This window comes from Nesterenkonia sandarakina, from assembly GCF_003003175.1.
GTDB lineage: Bacteria > Actinomycetota > Actinomycetes > Actinomycetales > Micrococcaceae > Nesterenkonia > Nesterenkonia sandarakina_A.
Genome location: NZ_PVTY01000020.1, coordinates 1 through 21,457, shown reverse-complemented (window position 1 = coordinate 21,457; position 21,457 = coordinate 1). Strand labels below are relative to the sequence as shown.

Sequence of the window (21,457 nt, the reverse complement as noted above, 5' to 3'; positions counted from 1 at the left end):
CGTTCCCACCCGGCCGATCTATCCCCGTCGCGACGGGAAGACCGCATGCAACAACGGCACCAGGGACACCACCATCAGCACTGTTCCGACGCCGCTGCCCTCGGTCCGCAGCAGGGTTCCGGTCACCAGCAGCCCGGTGAACAGCACCGCCGAGATCAGCCGCCGACCGACGCGCTCCAGGGCCGCGGTGCGCCGCTCGAGGTCCGGGGTGCGCACCGTGATCCGGCCATCCTCGATCCGATCGACGACGTCGGACAGCCGGCCCGGCAGCCGAAGCGCGGTCGACACGGTGGCCACGGCCTTGCGCGCCGCGTCCTCCACGGCTGGCCGGCCCTGGTCGCGGATGAGCTGCTCGGCATAGGGCTCGATGGCGTCCCAGAGGTTGAATCTGGAATCGAGGGTGCTGCAGACCCCTGAGATCAGCGAGACCGTCCGCAGCATCAGCAGGAAGTTCTCCGGCAGCTGGAACGGGAGCGACCGCACCAGCTCGCCGAACTCGTTGGCGAAGTCCCGGAACTCCCGCGGATCGACCTCCTTCAGCTCGGCGAAGCCCATCCCGCCGAAGCGGGCGAAGAGCTGGGTCATGGCGCGTTCGAGCTCGGCGGTGTCGGCCGAGGGAAGCAGGACGCCCACCTCTTGGATCGCATCGACCAGGCCTTTGCCATCGCGTGAGGCTGCCGCGATGAACACCCGGCGCAGCCCGTCACGCAGCGTGTCCGGGATCTCACCCATCATGCCGAAGTCGATGAAGGTCAGGTGCCACTGGGGTGACGGCGGCTCTGCCGGCAGCTCGTCACCAGAAGTGGAGTGGGGCTGCGTCGACGTCGCCGACGGGACCCGGGTCGACGTCGGCCGCTCCGCGCCCGCGCGCGCTGGCGTGACGAAGATGTTCCCGGGATGCGGGTCGGCATGGAAGAACCCGTGGACGAAGATCTGGTCGAACATCACGTTCGCGAACTCGATGGCGACCGCGCTCGGGTCGATCCCGGCAGCCTTGAGGCGCGCCACGTCATTGATCTTGATCGCGCTCACGTCCTGCAGGGTGAGCACCCGCCGCGTGGTGCGCTCCCACATCACCTCGGGCACGGAGACGCGCGGATCTTGCGCGAAGTTCGCGGCGAAGCGCTCAGCGTTGGCCGCCTCGTTGAGGTAGTCGATCTCCTGCAGGCTGGTCGCGGCGAACTCCTCCACCAGCGCAGGCGCATCCACCCGGTTGCTCACCAGCCGGATGCGCGAGAGCCAGCGGCCCACCCGTCGCAGAGCGGCCAGATCGACGTCGACGATGTCGTCGATCCCGGGGCGCTGGATCTTCACGACCGCGGCGCCGATGCCGGTCTGCTCGGCATCTTCGACGGTGGGCGTGGCGCGGTGCGCCTGGCCGAGTGATGCCGCCGCGAGCGGCGTGGAGTCCACGGCAGAGAAGACATGCTCCAGCGCAGCGCCCAGTTCCCGCTCGGCGGCGCTCCGAATCTCCGCGAAGTCCACCGGGCTGACCTCGTCCTGCAGCCCTTCCAACTCCTTGGTGATCTCGGGCGGCAGCACGTCCAACCGGGACGAGAGGAACTGGCCGACCTTGATCATCAGCCCACCGAGATCGACCGCGAGCACGTGGAAGCGCTGCGCGAGACGCCGCATGCGCCGCGATCGTCCCACCCCGGCAAGCGGAGCCAGACCGATGCGCGGCAGGAACAGCTCGAACCACCACACCTGCACCAGGTGAAGAGCAGCGAACCGCAGGATGCGGCGGTAGCGGGAGCGCAGCGACTTGGCGGTTGGGCTCACTCGAGGTCCTGGACGCCGCGACCCCACCGGTCACCTGGGGCGAACACGCCGTTCAATCCTGCGCAAGGATGGCGTAGAGCTTGCGACGCAGCTGGTCGATCTCCTTCTCCGCCTGGTGGATCTGCTCCGGGGTGCCGGAGCGACCGACCTGCGCGGCGGCCTGAGCCAGCTCCATTCCTGCCTTGGACAAGGCCCGCACCGCGTGGCTGCGGTTCTCAGCACCCTGCCACTGCGCGGGCCACTGGTCAGCGGCGGCCGCGGCTTCCCGGCCCTCATCGGTGAGCGAATACGTCTTGCGTCCACCCTCGGCCTCGGCGTGGATCAGCCCTTCATCGGCCAGGAGCTGAAGCGTGGGATACACCGAGCCGGGACTGGGCTTCCACGCTCCCCCGCTGCGCTGCTCGATCTCGTTGATGATCTGGTAGCCATGCATCGAGCGCTCGGCGAGAAGCGCGAGGACCGCGGCTCGGACGTCGCCACGGCTGGCACGCGGAGCCGATTTGTCCTTGAATGCACCGCGCAGCTGATCGAGTGCGTCCCACAGGTCGGCCGGTGGGCCGCCCGCAGCGGGCCGGCGGTCTCCGAAGAGTCCGCGGGCTTGTGAGTCACCTGTAAATGATCCAGTCATGACAGCCTCCTAAGCGCCGCACCCAGGATGGGTCCGATCGGACTTAACGATATATCGCCCAGCACGACAGCGTGAAGATGTGACGCTGTGCGCTCAGGCCTCCGCGCCCTTCACATCCTTCGCCCAGGCGACGTCTTCCAGGGAGAGCTGCTGCGTCATGTCCTGCAGAAAGCCGATGACCACCTCGCGCTGCTCGACGGTCAGCGCCGCGGCCGAGTGGAATCGCTTGGCCTGCTGCCGCCCGACCGTCTCCATCGCGACCTCCGCCGTGGCTGGCGTGACCCGGACGACGAAGGCCCGCCGATCGGCCTGATGAACCTCTCGGGTGACGTGGCCGCCCTGCTCGAGTCGATTCAGCAGCTTGGTGGTCGAGGCCGCCGAGATCTCCAGGTGCGCAGCGAGCATCCCCGGCGTCACCGTGGTCCCGCGGTTCTCCGCGACGATCAGATAGTGGATCGCTCGCATGTCGAGCTGGCTCAGCTTCATGTACTGCTGGGAGGCCTCGGACAGGCGCTCCTCCGCGGTGCGCAGGTCGGACAGGGCCCGCATCAGCCGACCGATCTGCACCACATCCTCGGAGGACACGTTGGATCGATCCACGAGTCGCTCCAGCGGATCCGTGGCGTCCACCTCGTACAGGCGCTCTGCTACGGGGTCCGAACCGGTCTCTCCTGCTGCCATGCTGACCACCTTACGATGCGACAACGGCCCTAGCGGCGTTTAATATCTTATGGTGTACTTTATCTCTAAAGACACTATATCCTTAGTTGAAGCAAATCGTCTCGTCAGGGGAGAAGAAGATGCCGCGCGCCACCACGGACACCCGCAGGTCACGCAACCCCGAGGCGGGCAGCCCCCGCGGTGCCGGTATCGACGGTCCGCCCGGCGACAGCTCCGAGGGAGGAGACTCCGGCGGCTCTGGAAAAGGACCCGGCGGCAGTCCCTCGCGGGGCAGCATCCCCCGGTGGCTGCGGGTCTTCCTCCCCGCGGTCCTGATCCTGGTCTGGCTCGCCGGCACCGCCATCGGGGGGCCGTACTTCGGCCGGGTCGCGGAGGTCTCCTCCAACGATCAGACCACGTACCTGCCCGAGTCCGCGGATGCCACCGCGGTGCAGGAGCTGCTGGGTGAGTTCAACGACTCAGAGACGATCCCCGCCGTCGTCGTCGTCACCTCTGACGAGGAGCTCAGCGAATCGCAGACGACCGCGATCGGCGACGCCGTCGCGCAGCTGCCCGAGATCCCCGGCGTGCAGGAGGACCTCTCCCCGGTCATCCCGTCCGAGGACGGGCTCGCGGTCCAGGCGTTCGTGCCGATCGGATCGGAGGAGGATCTCGGCGTCGTCGTCGGGGAGATCTCCGAGACTCTGCGCGCCGAGCTGCCCGATGTCGAGGTCTTCGTCACCGGACCGGCCGGGTTCACCGCGGACCTGGCCGCCGGGTTCGCCGGCATCGACGGAATCCTGCTCACGGTCTCGCTGGCCGCGGTCTTCCTGATCCTGATCGTGGTGTACCGGTCGCTGCTGCTGCCGATCGCGGTGCTGGCGACGAGCGTCTTCGCGCTCACGGTCTCGCTGCTGACCGTCTGGTGGCTGGCCTACGCGGAGATCCTGCTGCTCAGCGGGCAGACCCAGGGAATCCTGTTCATCCTGGTCATCGGCGCGGCCACCGACTATTCGCTGCTCTACGTCGCGCGCTACCGGGAGGCGCTGCGGGTCCATCAGGACAAGTGGACGGCGACCTGGAAGGGGCTGCGCGGATCCTTCGAGCCGATCTTGGCGTCCGGCGGCACCGTCATCGCGGGTCTGCTGTGCCTGCTGCTGAGCGATCTGAAGTCCAACAGCACCTTGGGCCCGGTGGCATCGATCGGCATCCTCTTCGCCATGGCCTCGGCCCTCACGTTCCTGCCCGCGCTCCTCTACCTCTTCGGCCGTGCCGCCTTCTGGCCCCGCCGTCCCCGATTCGAGCCCGAGGTCGTCGCCGCGGAGGACGGCATCCCCAGCCGCGGGATCTGGGCCCGCACCGGACGAGTCGTGGAACGCAGACCCCGCCGCATCTGGATCGCCACGACCCTGGTGCTGCTCCTGGGCGCGGTCGGCGTCACCCAGTTCGACGCCCAAGGCGTGCCGCAGTCGGAGCTGGTGCTCGGCGAGTCCGAGGCACGTGACGGCCAGGTCGCCCTGGGCGAGCACTTCCCCGGCGGCTCGGGCAGCCCCGCCTATGTGGTCACCGATCAGGACTCGCTGCAGAGCGCCGCTGACGTCCTGCTGGACAACAGCGGGGTCGACGGGGTCACCGTGATGACCGACGACGACGCCGGCTCCGCCCCGGTGGACGCGCAAGGCGTGAGCGCCTTCGGACCCCCAGGGACGCCCGCCCCGGAGCCTGTCGTGATCGACGGGTCGATCATGCTTCAGGGCACGCTCACCGACGCTGCGGATTCCGCGGCCGCCCAGGACACGGTCCGCGAGCTGCGAGCCGCCTACGCCGAGGCCGACTCCGAGGTGCTGGTGGGCGGCGTGACCGCCACGGCGATCGACACCAACGACGCCGCGATCGACGACCGCAACCTCATCATCCCGATCGTGCTGGTCGTCATCCTGTTGATCCTGATGCTGCTGCTGCGCTCGATCCTCGCCCCGGTGCTGCTGGTGCTCACGACGGTGCTCTCCTTCGCCACGGCCCTGGGCGTCTCGGCGCTGGTGTTCAACGGCGTCTTCGAGTTCCCGGGGGCCGATCCGACAGTGCCGCTGTACGGCTTCGTGTTCCTGGTCGCGCTGGGCATCGATTACAACATCTTCCTGATGACTCGGGTGCGAGAGGAGTCGCTGACCCATGGGACGCGGCGCGGGGTCATCCGCGGGCTGACCGTGACGGGAGGGGTGATCACCTCCGCCGGCATCGTGCTCGCGGCGACGTTCGCGGCGCTCTCGGTGATCCCGATCCTGTTCCTGGCACAGATCGCGTTCATCGTGGCCTTCGGCGTCCTGCTGGACACATTCCTGGTGCGGGCCCTGCTCGTGCCGGCGCTGGTGCGCGACATCGGGCCCGCGGTCTGGTGGCCCTCGAAGCTGGCGAAGCACGACGGCGCAGTCGCTGGTCAGACGCTGAGCTCCACGACCGGCGGGAAGTGACCGATCACCACGTCGTCGTGGGGCGCCAGCTCGAGATAGCTGAGCCGGTCGTCGTGGATGAAGAGCAACAGTGACCCCCTCGGATGCTTCACCTGGGTGGTTGCGTTTTCCGGTCGGAACGTCACCGCCGGAAAACGCAACCACCCAGGTGAGGAAGGGTCGGTCGCGGCGCGGCTTCTCACTATTCTGAGTCCATGACCACAGAACAGACCTGGCTCATCACCGGCGCCGGCCGCGGTCTGGGCCGTGCGCTCACGCTGGCCGCCCTGGACGCGGGGCACTGCGTCGTCGCCACCGTGCGCGGCGGGCACGACCTTCCCGCATCCGACCAGCTCCTGGTGCGGGAATTCGATGTCCGGGACCGGGCCGCCGCCTTCGACGCAGTGGAGGACGCGGCCACGAGGTTCGGCAGCCTCGACGTCGTCGTGAACAATGCGGGCTACGGGCTCATCGGCGCCGCCGAAGAGGTCAGCGAGGACGAGGCCCGCGAGATCCTCGAGACGGACCTGCTGGGGCCCCTCTGGGTGTGCCAGGCGGCGATCCCGGTGATGCGGGACCAGGGACGCGGCCATATCGTCCAGATCTCGACCGTGGGCGCGGTGGGCACGATGCCGACACTGGGGCTCTACAACGCGGCCAAGTGGGGACTCGAGGGCTTCAGCGAAGCGATGGCCGCGGAAGTCGCGCCGTTCGGGATCCGGGTGACCCTCGCCGAGTCGGGCGCGATCGCCACCGACTGGGCAGGAAAGAGCATGCGGTTCAGCACCCCGATCCCCGCCTACGACGAGCTGCGCGAGAAGCTCTTCGGCAGCCCCACCGTGCCCTGGCCCGCAAGCGACACAAGCGACGGCACCCCGTCCGCCATGGTCGCCGCCGCTCTGCTGGCCCACGTGAAAGATCCTGACGACGCCCGACTGCGGCTGCTCCTCGGCGCCGATGCCCCGGGACAGGTGAGGGCGGCGCTGGATCTGCGCCTCCAGGACTATGGCCGAGACCCGGGGTTCGACTGACCCGCCACCGAAAACCCCCGTGGTTGAGTTTTCCGGTGGTTACATACCGACCGGAGAACTCAACCACGGGGGTGGGGGGGGAGGGTGCTGTGGCTATCAGCGCTTCGGCAGCGGCGCCTTGGCTGAGATCAGGCCTTCCTGGACCAGCTCGTTCCAGAACGCGCCGGGGATCTCTGCGGACAGCGCGGCGATGTCCTCCGCGATCCGGCCCGGTCGGCTTGAACCCGGGATCACGGCGACCGCTGCGGGGTGAGCAGTGGAGAACTGCAGCGCCGCCGCCTTGAGGTCGACGTCGTGCCGAGCGGCAACGGCTGACAGCGCTGCGACCTGGTCCTTCACCGACTGCGGGGCTTCGGCGTAGTCGAAGTGATCTCCACCCAGCAGCGCTCCGGAGTTGTACGGGCCGCCCACGATGATGCCCACGCCCTGAGCCTCGGCGTTGGGCATCATCCGCTGCAGCGCCTTCTCGTGCTGCAGGATCGTGTACTGCGTGGCGGAGAGGCTCAGGTCCGGCTGAGTCTCCTGAAGCTGCATGGCCAGCTCGATGGGCTCGGTGGTGTTCACGCCGAGACCCCAGCCCTTGATCAGGCCCTGTTCGCGCATCTCGGTGAGCACGCGGAACGCCCCGGTGCGGGCCTCTTCGAACTTCGCGGTCCACTCGTCGCCGTGGAAGTCCGGGGAGATGTCGTGGACGAACACGAAGTCGAGCCGGTCGATGCCCAGACGCTCCTTCGACTGCTCCAGAGACTTCCGCGTGGCCTCGGCGGTGTAGTCGGTGATGACCTTGTTGCTGCGGCCATCGGCGAAGAGCCCCTCCTTCTCCTCGGTCTCACCCGAGATGTAGCGTCCGACCTTGGTGCTCAGGAGGAACTCATCGCGCGGCTTCTGCGCGAGGACGGAGCCGAGACGCTTCTCCGCGAGACCGGCGCCGTAGAACGGGGCGGTGTCGAAGTAGCGGATGCCGGAGTCCCAGGCGGCCTCGACGGTGGCGAGCGCCTCGTCCTCGGGGATCTCCCGGAACATGTTGCCCAGGGGTGCGGTGCCGAAGCCGAGGGTGTTGTTCAGCAGCTGGTGAAGGACGCGCATAAGATCAGGTTTCCTCACATTTGTAGATGCTCTCAGGTGGGGGAACACCACGTGGGCGGCGGTTTATTTCTCGGCACCGGGTTGAGGCGGCACCGAGGGGTTGTCGTCGTCCTCTTCCGTCGGCCGGACTCGGCCGGTCCGAAACAACGGTCCTATCCCGTCGCAGTGAGCTCGTTGATGCGCCGCCACCGTTCCTTCAGGCCTTCGGGCAGCTCTTCCCATGGTTCCGCGGCGGGCACCATCAGGCCGACCAGCAGATTCTTACGCTCGTCGTAGAGGGCTCGGGCCGCAGCGTCGCGTTCATCGGAGAAATCGGCGGCTGGTCCGGGTGGTCCGGCGGGACGGAGGCAGTTCATGCTCAAGGACCTCTCCTAGATGAGGGAGTTCGCCATTGTGGGAACTTACGTTCCAAGGGTGAAGGACATTCATAAGGCCACCTTAGGAATTTGGTAAGGGTCGTCTAAGAAGTTCAGGATCTCTGGTCCCAGCCGGAGAGAAGCGCGCCGAGAAAACGCAGCACCCGGCGTCCCGGCCCGGACCCTTTGACATCTGCCCGAATCGTGCCCAAAACTGCCCTTCAGGAGGCTCAGGACCAGTGCCGCTGCTGAGCGTTCACGGCCGCGGGCCGCCCCCGCCGAAGCAAGGATCCTCGATGCATCCCAGCGCACCACCGGGCGCCCGCTCCCGTCCTCGCATGGGGACGGCAGCCGTCGCCGCCGTCGTCCTCGCTCTGTCCAGCTGTTCCGATGACAGCGCCCAGGCTCTCGGAGACTCAGGCGCCGCAGGCGAGGACACCGCGTCCTCGGCATCGGCGGACCTCGGGCATGAGACCGGGCCACGGGTGCGGGTCAATCAGCTGGGCTACCTGCCCGACGGCCCGAAGCGCGCCACGCTGGTGACCGGGCGGCAGGAGTCCGTGAGCTGGGAACTGCACGACGACGACGGCGAGCTCGCCGCGCAGGGGACGTCCTCCCCGGAGGGGTTCGACCCCTCCGCCGGCCTCGACGTGCACACCATCGATTTCAGCGACTATGCCGACTCCGGGGCGGGCTACACGCTGAGCGCCGAGGGCGAGCAGAGCTACCCCTTCGACATCGCCGAGAACCTCTACGCCTCGTTGCGCCAGGACTCACTCGACATCTACTACACCCATCGATCCGGGATCCCGATCGAAGCCATCGAGGTCGAGGGAACCCTCGAGCGGCAGGAGTACGAGCGTCCCGCCGGGCATGTCTCGGAGTTCGTGCCCCCAGCTCAGGATCTGCCCGATGCCGACGCCCCTAACCGCGGGGATCTGCAGGTGCCCTGCCTGCCGGCGGAGCGCTTCGTGTGGAACGGCGCCGAGCAGTACGGCAGCGCCGACGTCTACGCCGACCCCGAGGCCTGGCGCTGCCCGGAGGGCTACGCGCTCGATGCCGCAGGCGGTTGGTACGACGCGGGCGATCACGGCAAGTATGTTGTCAACTCCGGGATCTCGGTGTGGCAGATGCTGGCCACCTATGAGCGCAGCCAGAACGCCGAGGTCACCGTGGAGGAGGCCCTCGGGGATGAGACGCTGCTGATCCCCGAGCGGGGCAACGGGGTGCCCGACATCCTGGACGAGGCCCGCTGGAACCTCGAATGGATGCTCTCCATGCAGGTGCCCGCGGACACCGTGATGACGATCGACGGGGTGGAGATCGATGCCGGCGGGATGGCGCACCACAAGCTGCACGACGTCGCCTGGACCGGGATGAACACCCTCCCCCACGAGGACCCGATGCCGCGGTATCTGCATCGGCCCTCCACCGCTGCGACGCTGAACCTGGCAGCCGCGGCCGCTCATGGCGCCCGCGTCTACGAGCCCTACGATCCGGACTTCGCCGCAGAGCTGCGCGATGCGGCGGAAGCCGCGTGGGCGGCGGCCTCCGAGCACGACGACATCTACCGCAGCAGCGAGGGCGCGGACCCGAATCCCGGCGGCGGGCCGTACAACGATCACGAGTTCAGCGATGAGTTCTACTGGGCGGCGGCGCAGCTCTACCTGACCACGGGCTCACCCGTCTACGAGGACGCAGTCTCCAGCAGCGAACACCATGTGGGCGGGGCCGAGGATCAGGTCTTCGGCACCCCTGCCTTCGACTGGCAGAACACCGCGGCTGCCGCTCGACTGGACCTTGCCACCGTGGACAGCGAGTTGGACGACCGCGAGGAGGTCATCGGCTCGGTGGTCGAGGGCGCCGACGCCTACCTCGCGATCCAGGAGGGCCAGCCCTTCGGGCACCCCTATGCCCCCGAGGAGTACCACTGGGGGTCCAACCACATGGTGCTCAACAATGCTGCCGTGATCGCCACCGCCTTCGACCTCACGGGTGAGCCGCAGTATCGCGATGCCGGGATCGAAGCCATCGACTACGTCCTGGGCCGCAATGCGATCAACAACTCCTACATCACCGGCTACGGCAGCTACCACTCCGAGAACATGCACAGCCGCTGGTACGCCGCCGATCACGAGCGCCTCCCGCCCTTCCCCGACGGCAAGCTCGCCGGCGGGGCCAACTCGGTCCTCGGTGACCCCACGGCGCAGGACGGCCTCTCCGGCTGCGCACCTCAGTTCTGCTATGTGGACGCGCCCGACTCCTGGTCGACCAATGAGACGACGATCAACTGGAACGCCGCGCTGGCCTGGCACGCCAGCTGGCTCGACGACATGGGCCGTACAGAGCGCTGATGCGGAGCCGAGGAGGACGACGTCGAGGGGGAATGGTCCTTTGCGACGATGGCCGATGCGATGGCCGATGCGACGGCGGAGGTCCTTGCACCCCGGGCAACCCCGGTCCACGTCATGGGGTGGAGCGACGGAGCGATCGTCAGGCTCCACCTGGCCCTGCGGCGACCGGAGCTGGTCCGCAGCCTCGTCTTCGGGGGTGCGACCTTTCACCATACCGGTTGGCTCGACGGGGCGTTGGATGGTGAGCCGCCGGGGTTCATGCGAGACGCCTACACCGCAGTCTCCCCCGACGGCGTGCAGCACTGGCCCGTGGTCGTGCAGAAGGCCCAGGCCCTGCATCGCAGGGAGCCCGATCTGAGCGTGGAGGACCTCCGCGGCGTCGCGCTGCCGGCGCTCATCGTGGTCGGTGACGAGGAGCAGGTGCGCTGGCCGCACCTGATCGAGATGCTCCAGGCCTTGCCCGACGGCAAGCTCGCCGTCATCCCGCGCGCCACCCACGGCGCGATCGTCGAGAAGCCGGCGCTGCTGGCCCAGCTGATCCGCGAGTTCCACCGCGAAGACCGCGACAACGGCGTCGTACCGATTCGTCGACGCACGTGACGGCACGGGACATGCCGGCTGATCTAGGATCGAGTCCATGTCTGCGGTCCAGGAACGTCCCATGAAGATCCTGGTGGTGGATGACGAGGCGCCGCTGGTCCATCTGATCGAGCAGTACCTCCTCCGCGAGGGGTTCCAGGTCGAGTCGACCGGAGACGGAGCTCACGCGGGGGACATCGTTCGCGACCAGAACCCTGCAGTCGTGATCCTTGACCTCGGCCTCCCTGGCATGGACGGCGTGGAGGCCTGCCGCCGGATCCGCACCTTCTCGGACTGCTACATCATCATGCTCACCGCCCGCGCCGAGGAGGTGGATCGACTGATCGGACTCTCCGTCGGCGCAGATGACTACGTGACCAAGCCGTTCAGCCCGCGTGAACTGGTGCTGCGAGTGAAGGCCATGCTGCGCAGGCCCCGAAACGCCTCCGACACAGGCCGCCTCACTCGCCAGCTGGGAGACCTCCGCGTTGATCTGGCGGGACGTGAGGTTCGGGTCCGCGGGCAACCGGTGGAACTCACCTTGACCGAGTTCGAGGTCCTGGCGGCCCTGCTCTCCGAACCCGGAGTGGCGCTGTCCCGGAATGCGCTGATCACCAAGGTGTGGGGCGATGACTGGTTCGGCGATCACCACCTGGTCGACGTCCATATCGGGCATCTTCGCCGGAAGCTGGGCGACGATCCCACGAACCCCCGGTTCATCCACACGGTCCGTGGCATCGGGTACAAGACAGGCCCGCAGGTGTGAACCGGCCGAGGCGCCTGACCGGTCTGGGCACCCGGATCCTTGCCGCCCTGATCCTCGTGCTGTGCGTGGCGGTGGTGACGGCGTGGGTCGTGGCACTCGTGGTGGGCCCAGTGATCTTCGATGACCATATGGAGATGGTCGAATCCGCCGACCCCGATCCGGGGGTCGTGGCCCACGCGGAAGAGGCTTTCGACGCGGCATGGAGACTGTCCCTGCTGCTGGCCCTCCTGGCCGCGTTCGGAACGTCCATCGTGGTCACGGTGATCCTGGTGCGCCGACTGGTCCGACCGATCCGCAAGATCCACGATGCCGTCGGGGAGATCACTGAGGGGGACTACTCCGCGAGGGTCCCGGAGAGCAGCATCGGTGCAGAGTTCACCGAGCTGATGGTCGCCTTCAACAGCATGGCCGCAGAGCTGGACCGGACTGAGCTCACTCGTCAGCGGCTGCTCTCGGATCTTGCCCATGAGATGCGCACACCGGTGTCCACCGTCGATGGGTATCTCGAAGCGATGCAGGACGGCGTCGCCCATGCCGACGAGCCGACCCTGTTGATGCTCAGAGAACAGACGGAACGCCTCAAACGGCTTGCCGAGGACATCTCCCTGGTCAGCGCGGCCGAGGAGGGGCGCCTGAACCTCCGGCCCGCTCCCGTGGCAGTCGGCGAGCTCCTCGATGCTGCATCGGCCCAGATTCACGCCCGCTACCAGACCGCCGGCGTGCGTCTCGTGGTCAAGGCCGGTGCCCGGGCCAGGTCCGTGATGATCAGCGTGGATCGCGACCGCATCGGTCAGGTGCTGACCAACCTGCTCGACAATGCGCTGCACCACACCGACCCCGACGATGAGGTGGTCCTCAGCGCTCGCGCCTCGAGATCCTCCGTGACCTTCGAGGTGGCCGACACCGGGCACGGAATCGAGACAGACCACCTGCCACACATCTTTGAACGCTTCTACCGGGCCGACAGCGCGCGTGACCGCACCCACGGCGGCTCCGGCATCGGACTCGCGATCGTGCGGTCCATCGTCACCGCTCATGACGGGTCCGTCTGGGCCTCCAGTGAGGGGCCGGGCAGGGGTGCGGCCTTCATGGTCGAGCTGCCTCATGCGGCCCAGGAATCCATGAAGGTTCCGTAAAGGACCCACGTCTCTACGACCCCCACAAGGGTAGATGGATAGAGTCAAGAGCTGGATGGTCACCGATTCGGGTCCCACCAACGAACCAAACAGGGAGCGGGAGTGTTGTCTCAGCGAAAGACCTCCAATGAGAGGCCGCCTCGCTCGGGTGCCCAGCGGATGCTTGCACTGGATGCCGCGCGCGGTCTGGCGGTCATCGGCATGATCGCGGTCAACACTGGTCCCCGCGGTGACAACGAGCTCCTGGAGCTGATCTACCGGGTGCCATACGGTCGGGCATCGCTGCTCTTCGTCCTGCTCGGCGGCATCGGGATCTCTCTGATGACGCGGCGCACCCGTGAACAGCACGCCCCGCTGCCCTGGATCTCGCTGCTCTGGCGCTGTGCCCTGCTGCTCCTTGGAGGCCTGGCGCTCCAAGAACTCGCCCACGATGTCTCGGTCATTCTGCAGATCTACGCCCTGCTGATCCTCTTCTCCATCCCGCTCCTCCGGGCGTCGAGCAGGATCCTGCTTCTCACCGCAGGATCCAGCGCCCTCATCGGGCCGCTGATCTGGCTTGCGGTGCAGGCCCAGACCGACGGAGGCTTCGATCGAGATCCGGTCTCAGCCTCCGACCCGCTCTGGGGGATCTTCACCGGCATCGTCCTCACGGGACCGTACCCCTTGATCGTCTGGGCGGCTCCCTTCGTCCTCGGGATCTGGCTCGGACGCCTCGACCTGACGAAGTCGAGAATCAGCACCCGCCTGATCATCTGGGGGGCCGTTGCCGCGATCGGGGCTCGTGTTGCCTCGTCTCTGCTGGTCGCGACCTTCGCTGAGCCCACGAGCCACCTGGCCTGGCAGCGACTCTTCAGCTCGGTCGCCCACTCCCAGATGCCGCTGTGGCTGATCGGTGGCACGGGTTCCGCGGTGTTCGTCCTGGGCGCCTGCCTGAAGATCCGAACCTGGTCCCATCCACTGGCCTCTCCCCTGGTCCACCTGGGCCAGCTGGCGCTGACTGCCTACGTCGGGCACCTGCTGATCCTGGCATTCGTCGTTCGCCCGGGACCCGAGACGCTGCTCCAAGGAATCATCGCCAGCGGCTCGACAGTCCTCGCGCTGATGGCGTTCACCTGGCTGTGGCGGCAGCGCTTCAGCCGAGGACCCCTTGAAGTTCTCCTGCGGGCACCGAAGCTGTCCCGAGGTCCGCGCTGAGCACTCCAGCGAGGTGAAGCCGGCATGGTCCGGTCAAGAACCGGTCTGCACTTGATGAAGGTTTCCTCAAGATCGCGCTTCTCGGCAATGCCGGGACCTGCCGTGCGGTTGACTCCTGAGCAAGACACAAGTGATCTCTACCCAGGAGCAGACTATGAAGACCAGGACATCTGCAGCATTCATCGGCGCCTTCGCGCTCACCGCAGCGCTGACCGGCTGTGGCGCGTCGGACGACCAGTCCGAGGAAGCCCCGTCGGATCAGGAACAGGCCGCGGAGGACACCTCGGCGCAGTACAACGACGCCGACGTCGACTACATCTCCGGCATGATTCCGCATCACCAGCAGGCAGTCCACATGTCGGAGATGATACTCGAGAAGGATGACGTCGATCCTGAGGTGGAGACCCTGGCCGAGGAGATCCGTGACGCACAGGGCCCCGAGATCGAGCAGATGCAATCGTGGCTGGACGCCTGGGGAGCGAGCGACGAGGACGCCGATCATGGGGACATGGAAGGCATGGACCACGGCGATATGAACGGGGACACGATGGGCCACGATGGCATGATGAGCGAGGAAGACCTCGACCAGCTCGAAGAATCCACCGGCGACGCCGCTTCGGGCATGTTCTTGGAGCAGATGATCGTCCATCATGAAGGCGCCATCGATTCGGCGGAGCAGCACCTCCAGGACGGCGAGAACCCCGCAGCCCTGGAACTCTCGGAGTCCATCATCGAGTCTCAGCAGGCCGAGATCGAGCAGATGGAAGAACTGCTGACCGACCTCTGAGGGTGGTCTCCGCCGATCGGCTCAGAGAAGCCGCTCGGTGGTCTCCCCGCCGTCGAGTGTGCGAAGGACTGACACGCCCACCACCAACAGCACCTCGACGTCGCCCTCGCCGGTCAGTCCCGCTCCCAATGCAGAGACCTCCCCGACCGACTCTTGGCTGACCGTCCAACTGTCTCCCGCGTCATGACTGATCAACACATGACCCTCGACGCTGGCGCCCACGATCGTCTGCTCATCGACCCAGGTCAGGAACTGGATGAGCTGCGGCGTGTCCAGGCGATCCCATGTGGTCCCGTCCTCAGAGCGCAGAACACCTTCCTCGGTCGCAGCCCACATGGTTCCGCTGTCTTCGGCGATCGCGACGGAGGCGGGCATGGAACCGATGGGCAGGGTCGTCCATGTCTGGCCGTCGTCGCTGAGTCGCAGTTCGCCGTCGAAGCCGAGCACCTGGTCTGCAGTGGATGCCAGAGCGTGGAAGTCGGATTCGCCTCCTTGGGAAATCACGTTCCAACTCTCGCCCCGGTCCGTGGACTCGATCAGCCCGAGCGGTTCCGGGAGGTCGACTCCCGGTCCGGGGTGCCCAGACGCGAGGTAGCGACCGTCGGGGGTGACTGTGAAGCCCATCAGATCAATCTCAGGGCCGACGGCGGTCGGGCGCTGCTCACTGAGTCGAAACAGACCCTGGTGCGCCGCCAGCAGCACGACCGATGAATCGGCAGGATCGCGGACGACGGCATGGATGTGGGAGAGCGATGCAGTCGCTTCCGCGCCCGGGGCTTCCGGCCGACCATCTGGGGAGCAAGCCGCCAGGGCACCCGCTCCCAGCACGCCGAGGCCTCCGGCGATGAGACGTCTGCGGTTCACGCGCTGCATCTGTCTACCTCCTCCAAGGGTGAATCGGCGAGCCTTCACACCATCCGTGATGGGTTCGGGCCGGGCCTCGAGTCTTCTGAAGATTTGATGAAGCTCACCTCGCGATCAGACCTTGACCCCCATACCCCCTGGGGGTATACAAGGATTATGGACCATTCCCCGCGAGCACCCCACGAGACTGCGCCAGGTGCCACTGCAGACACCTCGCACCACGACCACGACCAGCATCGGAGTCACGACCGCGCTGACCCTCATCAGGTGCACGCAGAACACTCAGGATACAGCCACGGAGACCATGGAGACCACGTCGGTCAGTTCCGTCGGCTGTTCTGGATCACGGCAGTCTTGGCCATCCCGGTGGTGGGCTTCAATGAGATGTTCGCGCACCTGATCGGCTACGAACTCCCTGACTCCTCGTGGGTGTGGTGGGTGTCCCCCGTCCTGGGCACCGTGATCTACCTCTGGGGCGGCCGCCCCTTCCTGACGGGGGCAGTCTCAGAGATCCGGAGTCGGCAGCCCGGAATGATGCTGCTCATCGGGCTCGCGATCACCGTGGCGTTCATCGCATCCTGGGGCGCGACGCTGAGGATCCTGGATCACGAGCTGAACTTCTGGTGGGAGCTGGCCCTGCTCGTGGTCATCATGCTTCTGGGCCATTGGATCGAGATGCGCTCGCTGGCACAGACCACTTCCGCCTTGGACTCTCTGGCGGCGCTGCTGCCGGATGAGGCCGAGAAGGTCCAGGGCGACGACGTCGTGAAGGTCGCTCCCTCCGAGCTGGCCGTCGGCGATGTGGTGATCGTCAGGCCAGGCTCGTCGATTCCGGCCGACGGCAGGATCATCGATGGAGGTGCCTCGATTGATGAATCCATGGTCACCGGTGAATCCAGGACGGTCCACCGCGGCACCGGTGAACAGGTCGTCGCCGGCACCGTGGCCACCGACTCCGGGCTGCGCGTCGAAGTGACGGCCATCGGAGGAGATACCGCGCTGGCCGGAATCCGGAAGCTCGTCTCGGATGCGCAGGCCTCCTCATCAAGAGCCCAGCGCCTCGCCGATACCGCCGCGGGCTGGTTGTTCTGGTTCGCCCTGGGTTCCGCAGTCGTCACCGCGCTGAGCTGGGCATTCCTCGGGATGCCCGACGCCGCGGTGGTCCGCACGATCACCGTCCTGGTGATCGCCTGCCCCCACGCACTGGGTCTCGCGATCCCATTGGTGGTCTCGATCGCCACCGAACGGGCCGCCCGGGCAGGCGTGCTGGTGAAGGACCGCCTGGCATTGGAGTCCATGCGCACGATCAACGCCGTGCTCTTCGACAAGACCGGCACGCTCACCAAGGGCGAGCCCACCGTCACCGGGATCCACCCCACCCCAAACCGCCAGGAGGACGACGTCCTGGCCCTCGCGGCGGCCGCCGAGTCAGACAGCGAACACCCATTGGCCAGGGCGATCGTAGGTGCGGCGAGACAGCGGGAGCTGCGGGTGCCGAAGGGCACGGACTTCTCCTCGTCTCCGGCTGTCGGTGTGCGCGCATCAGTGGATGGCAGCGTCGTGGAGGTCGGCGGTCCGCATCTTCTGGACCAACGAGGACAGCACGCGCTGGAGGTGACCGATCAGTGGCGGAAGGAAGGCGCGATCATCCTGCACGTGCTGGCGGACGGCGAGGTGATCGGCGCGCTGAGGCTCGCCGATGAAGTCCGCCCCGAGTCCCGGGATGCCGTTGAGGCGCTGCATGCCCGCGATGTCGAAGTCGTGATGATCACCGGGGACGCCCAGGCGGTGGCCGAGACCGTGGCCCGAGAACTGGGCATCGACAGAGTCTTCGCAGGGGTGCGCCCCGAGGATAAGGCGGCGAAGGTTGCCGAACTCCAGTCTGAGGGAATGAAGGTCGCCATGGTCGGCGACGGCGTCAACGACGCTCCTGCCCTGGCTCAGGCCGACGTCGGCATCGCCATCGGCGCAGGCACCGATGTGGCCATCGGCTCCGCTGGAGTCATCCTGGCCAGCTCCGACCCGCGCTCGGTGCTCTCCGTCTTCCGACTCTCCGAGGCCAGCTACCGCAAGATGAAGCAGAACCTCTGGTGGGCCGCCGGCTACAACCTCGCCGCGGTGCCGCTTGCCGCAGGCGTGCTGGCGCCCGTGGGATTCGTGCTCCCGATGAGCATCGGCGCCATCCTGATGTCAGCCTCCACCGTCGTGGTTGCGCTGAACGCCCAGCTGCTGCGCCGTCTTGATCTCTCGCCGGAGGTGAGCACCTCTGAGCTCTCCGCTCAGAGCGTATAGGCGGCAGACCCGGCATCCGCGAATGCCCCCTGACAGGACGTCCAGCTCACCTCGCTACGATGAGGCGTCTGCGAGGTGCCACAAGGGGCTCGCTCCGGCATCACTCGAGAAGACCAAGGGGTCCGATGTTCCAACGAGAGACCCCCGAGATGGGGCCCGGCACGCGGCGACTGCAGGTCGGGGACCATGCCGTGGATGTGCGCGGAACGTTCACCCCGCAGCGACCACCGATCGTGCTGGTGCACGGGCTCGGCATGTCTGGGAAGTACTTCCTGCCCCTCACCGAGGAGCTTGCCGCGACCCACGACGTCTACGCACTGGACCTGCCCGGCTACGGAAAGACCCCCAATCCGGAGCGCGCGCTGACCATCTCGGAGCTCGGCGAGGTCGTCGCCGGGCTGGTCAGGACCCTGGACCTGGATCACCCCGTCGTCGTCGTCGGGCATTCGATGGGGTGCCAGGTCATCGCCGACACCGTCGCATCCAACCCGGGGCTCTATGCCGGCTACGTGCTGATCGGACCCACGGTGGACCCGGCCGAGCGCAGCTTCCTGGGCCAGAGCTCACGGCTGGTCCGCGACACCCTGCGTGAACCGCTGCGCAACAACGTCGTGGTGTTCCGCAACTACCTGCGAATGGGCCCGCTGCGCTACCTGCACACGGTCCGACACATGCTCGGCCACCGGACGGAGGAGTCCGTCCGGCGCTGTCTGATCCCCGGGCTGGTGATCCGCGGAGAGCGGGATCCGATCGCCTCGGCGCAGTGGGCCCAGCAGCTGGTGGACCTCGCCCCGGACGCCAGTATGCTGGAGATCCCGAATGCGCCGCATGCGCTCCAGATCAACCGAGCTCCCGAACTCGCCGCCGCATGCGCCCCCTTCCTGGCCGCCGTCGACGCCGAGCGGCGCGACCCGCAGCCGGCCTCCCGGCCCGCATGACTCGACCGCCTCGGCTGCCTCGGCGCGTCCCCCGCGCCGAGAAGAACGGTGCTCGGCTGCGGGCGGCGACCGATCTCGGGCTCAACCTCAGCGCCTGGATCCGCGACTACGCCTATGCGCTGCGCCGGCAGGCGTCCGGGCTGCTGCGCGGGCCCGACCCCCAGGCGTACCGCCGGCCCGACTCTCAGAAGCCCGCGGTCCTGCTGCTGCCGGGGATCTACGAGACCTGGGCCTTCATGCAGCCAGTGGCCAACGTGCTGCGGGAAGGGTGCTACGACGTGCACGCCGTGGTGGACCTGGGCTACAACGGCGGCACCATCGCGGACATGGCCGATCTGGTGGACGAGCACATCCGGCGGGAGCGCATCGGGCGCTGCGTGCTCGTGGCGCACAGCAAGGGCGGGCTGATCGGCAAGCTTCTGCTCACCCGGCGCCTCGACTCCGACCTGATCCTCGGGATGGTCACGCTGAACACTCCGTTCGAGGGGTCCCCCCTGGCCCGCCTGCTGCCGCTTCCTGCGATCAGACTCTTCCTGCCCCGCTCCCCAGAGCTCACAGAGCTCGGTGCGAGCCAGGAGGTGAACAGCAGGATCGTCTCGATCTACGGTCGGTTCGACCCGCACATCCCCGGCGGAAGCCACCTCGAGGGCGCACATAATGTGCAGCTCGGCACCCGTGGGCACTTCCTGCCGCTCGGCAGGCTCTCGGTGCACGAGGCGATCCTCGAAGGGGTCCGGCGGATCTCCCACCGTGAGGACACTCGATGAATCTGCGTCAGCTTCGGTACTTTCTCGCCGTCGTGGACCAGGGAGGCGTGCACCGAGCCGCGGACTCACTGATGGTCGCCCAACCCTCGATCTCACAGGCGCTGCGGAGCCTGGAACAGGAGCTCGGAACCAGCCTGTTCCACCGGACCGGACGCTCCCTGACGCTGACCGCCGCCGGCGAGGCGATCATCCCTGCTGCGCGGGAGGTGATGCACGGTGTGGACCTCGCCCGGTCGTTGGTCGACGCCGTCGACGGGCTTCAGACCGGACGTCTGGTGATCTGCTCGACTCCCTCACAGGCAGCAAGCCCGCTGGCACCCTTGGTGGGCCGCTTCCTGGAGCAGTATCCGGGCGTGCAGATCGTGGTCAAGGCCGCGGCCAGCCGCGGAGATGTCGTCTCTTCCCTGCGGGGAGGAGGCGCTGAGCTGGGCCTCATGGCGCGGTCAGTCAATGAGGCGCCCCCCAGGGACCTGACGATCCACCCCTTGGAGGTCCAGAACTATCTCTGCGTCGCCAAGGATCCGCAGACACTCCCCCCGGGCCCGGCACCCCTGCTGCCGCGGGCGCTCTCCGGCGCACGCCTGATCGTGGGCCAGCCGGGCACCGGAGTTCGACGCGCAGCTGACCTGGTGCTTGCCGGAGCTCCCGGCAGCAGCATCGCCGTGGAGATCGAAAGCCGCGAGGCACTCCTTCCCCTGGTCCTTGCCGGCGCCGGCCGAGATGGTCCGTGGTGGCCTGGTGCTCAACGTGGTCGGGGTCATCTTGATCACGATCTTCACCGTGATCATCGGCCCGTTCGCCTTCGACATGGTCTTCTGAGCTGATCAGACTCACGCTGAGAGCTCGCGGCCGCGTCCGCAGGACCTGGTGCACCACCGTGGAGGTGTCGCCCAGAGCCTGCGGACGCGGCCGCAGTCGTTCGACCTCATGCGGCGGTGCGGCCGCGCGATCGCCTTCAGCCGGAGAGATCTTTGAAGTACCTGGCCACCGGCCAGCGCTGAAACCCGACAGCCTCATAGGCGCGACGCGCCGGCGCATGTCCCGGGTCGCCGCCGGTCTCCACCAGCACCATCCGCATGCCCGCTTGCCGCGCCTGGTGGAAAGAGTGCTCCATGAGGGCCCGGGCGATGCCCCTGCCCTGAAACGCCGGATCGACCGCCAGCACATAGAACTCACTCATCTGGTCCTGCGCATGTAGACGGGTGCAGACCCAGCCGAGGATCGTCGAACCGTCCACTGCCACGGCGACGTTCTCGGGCTCACCGTCCAGGACCGAGGCCAGATCCTCGAACTGGCGCTCGCGCCAGCCGTTCGGATAGAAGTTCTCGTAGACGAACGCAGTGACCGACTCACGCATGAGCGGGAACACCGGATCCCAGGCGCGCAGGGACAGGGCGAGAACCTCGTCCCGATGGTGGGACATGTACTTGACGATCTCCACCACGGTCCAAGCCTAGATGTTGTGGGGCATGAGGTTCTTGCCACTGGTGCGTCGATGAGATGAGGAACGGGCTCCCCGCCACAGGATGGAAGTTCCTACACAACCCATCCGCAGGAGAAGAGCCCGCCCATGATCCACGCTAACGCACCACTGACCCCGACCGGACGACTGCGCATGGTGACTCGTCACCTGAGCGACGGGATCCCCAAATCCCACGTCGCTGCGGAGTTCCGAGTCTCGCGTCCCACCGTGACCACCTGGGTCACCCGGTACCTCGCCGAAGGCGAGGAAGGACTCAAGGATCGAACCTCTCGACCCGTTCAGAGCCCGTCCCAGACTCCCGCAG

20 protein-coding genes are annotated in these 21,457 nt (G+C 67.2%); 13 read left to right on the top strand and 7 right to left on the bottom strand.

All coding sequences use genetic code 11. From position 1 onward, the window contains the following. Nucleotides 1-18: 18 nt before the first annotated feature. The 3 genes from BCL67_RS13400 to BCL67_RS13390 form a co-directional block, all read right to left on the bottom strand. A complete protein-coding gene (locus tag BCL67_RS13400) occupies nucleotides 19-1,782 on the bottom strand; it encodes an ABC1 kinase family protein (protein ID WP_258175080.1) in 1,764 nt (587 codons plus the stop codon). Nucleotides 1,783-1,834: 52 nt separating this feature from the next. After that, nucleotides 1,835-2,410, bottom strand: a complete 576-nt coding sequence (locus tag BCL67_RS13395) for a helix-turn-helix transcriptional regulator (protein WP_106123930.1) — start codon at nucleotides 2,408-2,410, stop codon at nucleotides 1,835-1,837. A gap of 93 nt (nucleotides 2,411-2,503) precedes the next feature. Further along, a complete protein-coding gene (locus tag BCL67_RS13390) occupies nucleotides 2,504-3,091 on the bottom strand; it encodes a MarR family winged helix-turn-helix transcriptional regulator (RefSeq protein ID WP_106123929.1) in 588 nt (195 codons plus the stop codon). An 86-nt stretch (nucleotides 3,092-3,177) separates the two neighbouring features. On the opposite strand from BCL67_RS13390, the gene BCL67_RS13385 reads away from it, so the two are divergent. Further along, nucleotides 3,178-5,541, top strand: coding sequence for an MMPL family transporter (locus BCL67_RS13385; RefSeq protein ID WP_258175079.1), 2,364 nt, complete (start codon nucleotides 3,178-3,180; stop codon nucleotides 5,539-5,541). Between the two features lie 194 nt (nucleotides 5,542-5,735). Then, nucleotides 5,736-6,551, top strand: a complete 816-nt coding sequence (locus BCL67_RS13380) for an SDR family NAD(P)-dependent oxidoreductase (protein ID WP_106123927.1) — start codon at nucleotides 5,736-5,738, stop codon at nucleotides 6,549-6,551. A 96-nt stretch (nucleotides 6,552-6,647) separates the two neighbouring features. Here the strand turns inward: BCL67_RS13380 and BCL67_RS13375 are convergent, their stop codons facing one another. Both BCL67_RS13375 and BCL67_RS13370 read right to left on the bottom strand, forming a co-directional pair. Beyond that, a complete protein-coding gene (locus BCL67_RS13375) occupies nucleotides 6,648-7,637 on the bottom strand; it encodes an aldo/keto reductase (protein WP_106123926.1) in 990 nt (329 codons plus the stop codon). 152 nt (nucleotides 7,638-7,789) lie between these two features. Next, nucleotides 7,790-7,993, bottom strand: coding sequence for a hypothetical protein (locus BCL67_RS13370; RefSeq protein WP_106123925.1), 204 nt, complete (start codon nucleotides 7,991-7,993; stop codon nucleotides 7,790-7,792). A gap of 296 nt (nucleotides 7,994-8,289) precedes the next feature. Here BCL67_RS13370 and BCL67_RS13365 point away from each other — a divergent pair, with 296 nt between their 5' ends. The 6 genes from BCL67_RS13365 to BCL67_RS13340 all read left to right on the top strand — a co-directional run bounded on the left by BCL67_RS13365 (nucleotide 8,290) and on the right by BCL67_RS13340 (nucleotide 14,809). Beyond that, the gene (locus BCL67_RS13365) at nucleotides 8,290-10,347 is read left to right on the top strand and encodes a glycoside hydrolase family 9 protein (RefSeq protein ID WP_219886524.1); all 2,058 of its coding nucleotides are present in this window, start codon (nucleotides 8,290-8,292) and stop codon (nucleotides 10,345-10,347) included. A 48-nt stretch (nucleotides 10,348-10,395) separates the two neighbouring features. After that, the gene (locus BCL67_RS13360) at nucleotides 10,396-10,947 is read left to right on the top strand and encodes an alpha/beta fold hydrolase (protein WP_106123924.1); all 552 of its coding nucleotides are present in this window, start codon (nucleotides 10,396-10,398) and stop codon (nucleotides 10,945-10,947) included. Between the two features lie 37 nt (nucleotides 10,948-10,984). Then, nucleotides 10,985-11,692 (top strand): response regulator transcription factor, encoded by a 708-nt coding sequence (locus BCL67_RS13355; RefSeq protein ID WP_219886523.1) that lies wholly within the window; start codon nucleotides 10,985-10,987, stop codon nucleotides 11,690-11,692. Continuing rightward, entirely contained in the window at nucleotides 11,689-12,828 is a 1,140-nt protein-coding gene (locus BCL67_RS13350) for a sensor histidine kinase (protein ID WP_106123922.1), read from the top strand. The genes BCL67_RS13355 and BCL67_RS13350 overlap by 4 nt, the downstream gene beginning before the upstream one ends. Nucleotides 12,829-12,987: 159 nt before the next feature. Continuing rightward, nucleotides 12,988-14,022, top strand: coding sequence for a DUF418 domain-containing protein (locus BCL67_RS13345; protein WP_106123921.1), 1,035 nt, complete (start codon nucleotides 12,988-12,990; stop codon nucleotides 14,020-14,022). A gap of 154 nt (nucleotides 14,023-14,176) precedes the next feature. Then, nucleotides 14,177-14,809 (top strand): DUF305 domain-containing protein, encoded by a 633-nt coding sequence (locus tag BCL67_RS13340; protein ID WP_106123920.1) that lies wholly within the window; start codon nucleotides 14,177-14,179, stop codon nucleotides 14,807-14,809. A gap of 21 nt (nucleotides 14,810-14,830) precedes the next feature. Here the strand turns inward: BCL67_RS13340 and BCL67_RS13335 are convergent, their stop codons facing one another. Next, complete coding sequence (locus BCL67_RS13335) at nucleotides 14,831-15,682, bottom strand: F510_1955 family glycosylhydrolase (protein ID WP_106123919.1); 852 nt, start codon at nucleotides 15,680-15,682, stop codon at nucleotides 14,831-14,833. A gap of 147 nt (nucleotides 15,683-15,829) precedes the next feature. On the opposite strand from BCL67_RS13335, the gene BCL67_RS13330 reads away from it, so the two are divergent. The 4 genes from BCL67_RS13330 to BCL67_RS13315 all read left to right on the top strand — a co-directional run bounded on the left by BCL67_RS13330 (nucleotide 15,830) and on the right by BCL67_RS13315 (nucleotide 20,494). Further along, nucleotides 15,830-17,965 (top strand): heavy metal translocating P-type ATPase, encoded by a 2,136-nt coding sequence (locus tag BCL67_RS13330; RefSeq protein ID WP_181256024.1) that lies wholly within the window; start codon nucleotides 15,830-15,832, stop codon nucleotides 17,963-17,965. A gap of 125 nt (nucleotides 17,966-18,090) precedes the next feature. Beyond that, nucleotides 18,091-18,903 carry an alpha/beta fold hydrolase gene (locus tag BCL67_RS13325; protein ID WP_181256023.1) on the top strand — a complete coding sequence of 271 codons (813 nt, stop codon included), beginning with the start codon at nucleotides 18,091-18,093 and terminating at the stop codon, nucleotides 18,901-18,903. After that, complete coding sequence (locus tag BCL67_RS13320; protein ID WP_181256022.1) at nucleotides 18,900-19,670, top strand: esterase/lipase family protein; 771 nt, start codon at nucleotides 18,900-18,902, stop codon at nucleotides 19,668-19,670. Before BCL67_RS13325 ends, BCL67_RS13320 begins: the two co-directional genes overlap by 4 nt. Further along, nucleotides 19,667-20,494: a LysR family transcriptional regulator gene (locus tag BCL67_RS13315; protein ID WP_106123916.1), complete on the top strand. Its 828-nt coding sequence runs from the start codon at nucleotides 19,667-19,669 to the stop codon at nucleotides 20,492-20,494. The genes BCL67_RS13320 and BCL67_RS13315 overlap by 4 nt, the downstream gene beginning before the upstream one ends. A 131-nt stretch (nucleotides 20,495-20,625) precedes the next feature. Here the strand turns inward: BCL67_RS13315 and BCL67_RS13310 are convergent, their stop codons facing one another. Then, nucleotides 20,626-21,114, bottom strand: a complete 489-nt coding sequence (locus BCL67_RS13310; RefSeq protein ID WP_181256021.1) for a GNAT family N-acetyltransferase — start codon at nucleotides 21,112-21,114, stop codon at nucleotides 20,626-20,628. Between the two features lie 126 nt (nucleotides 21,115-21,240). Here BCL67_RS13310 and BCL67_RS13305 point away from each other — a divergent pair. Then, nucleotides 21,241-21,457 (top strand): helix-turn-helix domain-containing protein (locus tag BCL67_RS13305; protein WP_146131172.1); only part of this gene is annotated, 217 nt, incomplete at its 3' end.